The organism is Sulfurimonas sp. (genome assembly GCF_026196735.1).
Taxonomy (GTDB): Bacteria; Campylobacterota; Campylobacteria; order Campylobacterales; family Sulfurimonadaceae; genus Sulfurimonas.
This window is the reverse complement of sequence record NZ_JAPHUF010000012.1, coordinates 548,974-555,178: the sequence shown is the minus strand read 5'-3', so window position 1 is coordinate 555,178 and position 6,205 is coordinate 548,974. Positions and strand designations below refer to the sequence as shown.

Here is a 6,205-nt window from a genome sequence, read left to right as displayed (position 1 = left end):
GATGCTGCCTTGTGTAGAAGTCAGTGCTATATTGTCCGCTTTTATGCTCGCACTTGTATTTGTTATATCATTTGTAGCTTGCAAAGCCATATCCTGAGCGGCCTCTATATCTCCTCCGACGTTGTTTATGGTATCTGTCGCACTAATATTAACATTGCCTGCTTTTATGGAGCCTGCGTTATTCAACTCTGCCATGTTTATATCTATGTCATTGGCGGCAATGATCCTTGAGCCTTTAAGCTCGTAGTTTTGTGCATTGGCGATATAGACGACCGGAACAAGCACTCTCTGCCCCTCTACCTCTTGTTCCTGCATCCATACGATGTCTTTGGTCAGTGCATTTATCTGTTCTTTGCTGAGTGCTATGCCGGGAGCGAGATGAAGGTCTTGGCTTGCTTCTATCGCGTTATCCATAAGATGCTTGTACTGTTCATTGTCGCTTGTAAGATTGCCGTTTAAAAATCTTTGCCCTGTCTGCTCTAATATACTATCGCGAACCATCCTGTTCTCATAAAGAGCATCGCCAAGTCTTTTTGTAGTTGCCTCGGCATCATACCCGATATGGCCAAGCATATAATCACTGCTGATAAAATTTTCATATATGGCAAACTCTGGGTTTGTCTCTATAAGATAGCTGCTTTGAGGGTCTTTCGATAAGACAAAAAAACCGTTATCGTCTTGTGGAAGCGGTATCTCCGCCATGTTTTGCGAGGGAGTAGTTGATGTTATATCCAAAGGAACAGGCTTTAAGATAGTAGTATTTTCTTGTATGTTTCCATTGTTTAGAGTATTTATATTTCCCTGTATACTTCCGCCTGCACTTACATTGGCAGCTAAATAAGCATCATCTCTTTTTACCGCATATGGACCGTAAGTGTAGTCTCCGTAGTAAGCGATGCTTTTTACAAGTTTGCCGTCTTGATAGAGCCGACCGTCATGTCTCTTTTTTTGAATACCGCTAAGCACATAATCATCGTACAGTATACATCTCTGCGGCTCTGAACCGCAATCTAGCGAGTTATACAGAGTGATACTTAGCGTTCCTTCATAAGCCTTTGCTTTGTTCTCAAAGCTGTCTGCATCTATGTACATGTCGTTTGTGCTGACAATATCACTCATCTCATTTACCACACTATCGCTTGTTATGTACAGGTCATTTCCCGCCAAGATAGTTGAGCTGCCGTAGTTTGGATTATCGTAAGGTATTTTTTCATTTAGTGCTGCTCTAAGCGTTGCAAAATGTGTACGAAAAGGCTCTCTTGCCAAGTCAACAGATAGACGGTAGCCAAAGTCGTTTACATATGCACGAAAAGTATCATTCCTTCCTTCGCCTTTTAACATAAGCAGACCGTTCTCGCCGATTACAGTAGCACGTGAATAACCTATACTTTCGTTAAAATAAACAGAATCCAAAATGCTATTTGAAGTAAAAAAAACATTATCATCAATCTCTTTTACTCTTTTATTGATAAGCTCTTTTGCAAAGATATTGATGTCACCGCTATAAGTCTCTATATTAGCTGAAATATTTTCAACAATATTAATTTTTTCGTTGGCTTTATTTGCTGCCATGGTCAGATTATTAACAGAAAATATATTTGCGTTTTGATTGTTCTGCAGCTTATTTGAGACATAAAGATTCATATCGTTTGCGGCAAATAAAGTCTGATTGTTTATAAGAGTATCCGCCTCTATATCTATATCATTTGCTGATATTAACGCGTTATTTATAAGCTCTCCATCTGTAATAAATTGCAAATAACCATCGGAGAGAATTTTGGCATCATTTTGAATATATTGCGCGGCTTCTATCGTAAGCTCATTACTGCTTTGAAGTGTGTTTTGATTAAACATCTTATCTGCTTTTATGTTTAAAGAGTTTTGTGATGCCACCATACCGTCTTTGACAATCACCTCATCAGCCGCTTGTAATGATACAGAGTTCGAGGAGTATACCTCGTCTTGAAGCTCTATATTTTTGTTTGACTCTACGGCAATATTGTGCGCCGTCATCTTTTGCAATTTAATCGTACCGTCAGCAGTGACGGTTATATCGCCGTTTGAAGCAACGACTTCTGGAGGAAGTGTAACCCCTACGCCTTGAGCCGTCCCCTCCAGAGTGATAGCGTTTGCATACATCCCTCCAAGTACCGATGCATCAAGAGAAGCGAACTTGGCATCAAGTCCGTTAGCGTATATCTTTGCATTAAGCCTCAGCACATTCGCATAAAGCTGCGCACTGTCAGTCTGTGTGGCATCAAGCCCTTCTCCTTCTATGGATATCTCTCCGACCTGTGTGCCGTATGATGATATAGAACCGTTTTGAATGCTTGGTTTACCGGTAGAGAGCGTTACATTGGAAGTATTTATAAATCCTGCTCCGTTTACTGTGATGCCGTTTGGATTTGCTATAACAAGGTCTGCCCTTTTGCCAGCTACCTCCGTATAACCGCCAAGCTGTGAAGGGTTTGTACTTGTTACCTCATTGAGTATGACCTTTGCGTTGGACGTTAGATGTGAGTTTCCGTATATATAGCCGCCGAGTTGAGTATTGACAGTCGTATCCATGGAGTTGTTAAGTATAAGTCCCTCTTTTGAAACATTATAGTGATTATATCTGTTATGAGAGAGTCCTTGGGCACTTGGGTTAGCTATATTGACAATCTGCACACCGTTTGGTGCACTCTCTAATGTCGTGTTTGTCGTTCCGTCCGTTTCTACGCCTGCCCCGCTCAATAACGGTGCAAATACCAACAATAAAGAGGTCATGATAGATAATAGTTGTTTATATATTTTTATCATTTTTTGCTCCTTTAATATTTAAATATCAACGAATACCTAAAAAGGTTTTGAGGTCTTATAGTTGAGGTATGTTTAAGTCCTCGACTCAGCGTAAGTTCCATATCTAGGTTCTTTGCAGCTGTTTTTATCCCTATTGCCGCTCCAGCTAAGGAGCCACATGCATTTTGTGTATTGCTCTCACACTTTACTGCACCATAATCAAGTCCTACAAAAGGGGATATGCTCTGCATAAAATATTGATTTAGACTTGGATAAAAACTTTTTATAAAATCATTTCTGATGTAGTAGCCGTTATTTCCATAGTAAGATGCCTCATAGCCCCTTACGGTATAGTAGCTCCCGACACGAAGTTTATTATTATCGTATAGCAGGTCATCCGTATATTGCACATGTGCATTTGAGTTTATTTGATAAGTAGGTATTGGCAAGTTGTAGATTAAATTGGTATCTAATGAATACTTTGTAAACTGAAGCTTTTCGTCCGAACCTAAAATAGAGCCGTCGTCTCTTGCGCCAAGCCAATTTGTTCCACGGTAATAGCTTAATATACTTCTAACTTGTCCCCAGTTTTGAAAATAAGTGTCTACCAGATCCACCTGAGCAAGCGCTGTTTTATAACTAGAGACATCTATAAGCTGATTTGAAAAGTAGTTTTTATTGTCTTTATATTGCACCGAAAAAGCTGCTTCAAGCTTATTGTTTTGAGTACGATGGAGTATCTTGCTCACTTTTAGATTCGAGCCTGTGGTATCCCCGCTTGAGCGATAGGTGTCATTTAGTCCTAAAACAGCCTGAGAGTATTTAAACCTAAACCAAGTGTACGATACTACATAACTACTAAGAGGAAAAGAGTAATCTATCTCAGTACCTGAAATACTTTGATAATAGCTCTGCACTCTGCTACCGTTATAACGAAATGTCAAAATGTCATTTATATTTAAGAGATTGTCTATAGAGAGGTCAATATTTAGATAAGGGTTATTGTCATATCCGTCTTTTTCACCGACCGCTCCAATCATCAATCTATATGGAGTCTCTTTTTGCGTCTGTATTGCAACTATGCTTTTACCGCTTTGTGTTCCCGGCTTTATCGAAAACTTTGAGCTATATGAGGGGACTCTGTTCATCATCTCCAAAGAGGTTTCCAAATCACGCAAATTAAGAGGCTCGCCTTTTTGAAGTAAAAATGCCGTTGCTATCCTGCCGTCAGAACTATTTGTCTCGCCATGCACAATATTTTCTAAATATCCTATTGATACACGCACATCAAGCTCTCCATCTAAGATATTTTGCTCTTTATAATACGGCTTGGTTGTAATATAGCCTTTATCCATATAAAACTGCGAAATTGTATTGAGTATGTTTTGAAGTAACATAGCATCAATGCAGTGACCTAAATATGGTGTTAAATGCCTTTTCTGTGCATCTTTATCAAATATGTTATCATCATTAACCCTAATTTGCTTGAGTTGAGTGCAGTTTTGCTCCTCATACCCTGTAGTTGGCTCTTTATGAACTTCATCTGAGTAAGCAAAAACACTAAAGAAAACCATAAGAATAACTTTATTTAACAATTTGCACTCCCATTTATCAAGAAAATAAAATAGTATCAAAATATAATAAAAATTTCAACTTTTATTATAGTTTGTTTTTTATTGTGCATCTTTAAAAATCACTTATTGAAATTCACCTACAGTGTGCTAATTTTACTTAGAATAAAGACTTCTAATTAAATAATACAAGATTCAAAGCCAATTTAATAGAATATAAAACTAAAAAAATGACTTTTTTTTTAAATAGTTTAATTAATAAAAATAATTATTTATCAAATAAGTATATTCTTCTATACTACTCAAATCAAAATACAAAAGGAAAATAATAATGAAAAAAGTTTTTATACTTTTCATAACAGTACTGTCACTATCGGCAATGGAACCACTAGTTAATGGTGAATGGATTATCAAGCATGCAAATGACAAGAACCTTGTCATCATAGATGTCACAAATGAGGAAACTTTTAATGAAGCACACATAACGAATGCCGTTCAATCAGGTCTGGGTAAATGGAGACAGGCAAAAGGGTCTGCTTATGAACTGCGCAGCATAAAAGAGCTACAAGCTGAAATACGAAGATTAGGTATCAATAATGACACAAATGTAGTAGTTTATGCGCATAATCTTGACCCTATAGATCTATTGAGTGCTCCATATGTAGTTTGGGCTCTAGAATACCTTGGATTAAAAAATGTAGCTATGCTTGATGGAGGTTTTGCTTCGTATACAAAGGCTGGCGGCAAGTTATGCGTAAAGACAACAACTAAACCAGAAGGCAACTTTAACGCTAAAGTTAATGATGCAATGCTTATCGACATGCAAAATGTAAAAAAATCAATAGGTAAGATTAAAATGGTTGATTCAAGACCGGCCAAATATTACTTCGGTTCACAAAAGCAAGGCTCTTTAAAGCATGCTGGTCATATTGCTCAAGCAAAAAGCTACTCTTGGCAGTATAGTCTTAACAAAGACAAAACATTAAAATCAAAAGAAGTACTGTCTGAGACTATTGAAAAAGGTATGGAGCTAAATAAAAATGATGATCTGATTATCTACTGTACAGGTGGGCTAGAAGCTGCAATGAACTATTTTGTTTTTCACAAAGTCTTGGGATTTAACAAAGCAGCGCTATATGATTCATCTATGTTAGAGTGGGCAAACAGAGATGACACACCAATGACAAAGTATCGTTGGGAGTAAGAGAGTTATTTAACTATCTTACTCAGAGTTGGTAAATCAAACTCAAACTTTTCATCCTCACACTCGATAAAGAGTGTGCAGGCTTTTTTACTAATAGACTTTGCCCCCACAATACCCTCTAGCAAAACTACAACTTCTTCACTCTGAGGATCATATGCTTTTAGTGTGCCATTTTGTATTGTAAAAATTCTTCCACCTCCGCAGCCATCGCCAATTATACCCTCACATGTCAAACTCTCATCAAAATCATTGATTTGATTAAAACCATGAATCATCCAAACACTCCTCTTTTGCCTCAATTAAAAACTCTTTATGCTCGGTTGAGTTTTTATCTACATGTAGATACTCTTCATAAACATAATTTTTAAATATTTTATCGTCCACACACTCACAAAGCTCGGTATTGTTTGAATCTTTGCAAGTTGATATTAACTCTTTTTTTTGAGCTTCGTTCCAACCAAAATAACTTTTATAGTATGGGTAAAGAACCCAAATGGCAAAAGCTATTGTCAGAACTATATTTATTATGTACTCTTTTTTTTTCGTCTCTAAATATTTTTTTATATCATATAAGATTAAAATCAAAAAAACTATTTCTAAACTTATTATAAACCAGTCGCTATCTAAAAAATCTAGCAATTATTTTCCT

Annotated in this window: 5 protein-coding genes; 1 reads left to right on the top strand and 4 read right to left on the bottom strand. The window is 37.0% G+C overall.

Going from position 1 to position 6,205, the window contains the following annotated elements; translation table 11 throughout:
* Together OQK60_RS09055 and OQK60_RS09050 are read right to left on the bottom strand one after the other, a co-directional pair.
* Window positions 1-2,802: filamentous hemagglutinin N-terminal domain-containing protein (locus OQK60_RS09055; protein ID WP_297686229.1), on the bottom strand; the 2,802-nt coding region annotated here is incomplete at its 3' end.
* Window positions 2,803-2,813: 11 nt separating this feature from the next.
* Window positions 2,814-4,376: a ShlB/FhaC/HecB family hemolysin secretion/activation protein gene (locus OQK60_RS09050; protein ID WP_297686227.1), complete on the bottom strand. Its 1,563-nt coding sequence runs from the start codon at window positions 4,374-4,376 to the stop codon at window positions 2,814-2,816.
* A gap of 307 nt (window positions 4,377-4,683) precedes the next feature.
* Here OQK60_RS09050 and OQK60_RS09045 point away from each other — a divergent pair, with 307 nt between their 5' ends.
* Window positions 4,684-5,556 carry a rhodanese-like domain-containing protein gene (locus OQK60_RS09045; RefSeq protein WP_297686225.1) on the top strand — a complete coding sequence of 291 codons (873 nt, stop codon included), beginning with the start codon at window positions 4,684-4,686 and terminating at the stop codon, window positions 5,554-5,556.
* Between the two features lie 5 nt (window positions 5,557-5,561).
* Here OQK60_RS09045 and OQK60_RS09040 read toward each other — a convergent pair whose 3' ends face one another.
* Together OQK60_RS09040 and OQK60_RS09035 are read right to left on the bottom strand one after the other, a co-directional pair.
* Complete coding sequence (locus OQK60_RS09040; protein ID WP_297686224.1) at window positions 5,562-5,831, bottom strand: thiamine biosynthesis protein ThiF; 270 nt, start codon at window positions 5,829-5,831, stop codon at window positions 5,562-5,564.
* A complete protein-coding gene (locus OQK60_RS09035; protein ID WP_297686222.1) occupies window positions 5,815-6,195 on the bottom strand; it encodes a hypothetical protein in 381 nt (126 codons plus the stop codon). The genes OQK60_RS09040 and OQK60_RS09035 overlap by 17 nt, the downstream gene beginning before the upstream one ends.
* Between the last annotated feature and the right edge of the window lie 10 nt (window positions 6,196-6,205).

Coding starts and splice junctions, on each gene's coding strand:
- OQK60_RS09045 (WP_297686225.1), top strand. CDS start 4,684: ATGAAAAAAGTTTTTATACTTTTCATAACAGTACTGTCACTATCGGCA.
- OQK60_RS09040 (WP_297686224.1), bottom strand. CDS start 5,831: ATGATTCATGGTTTTAATCAAATCAATGATTTTGATGAGAGTTTGACA.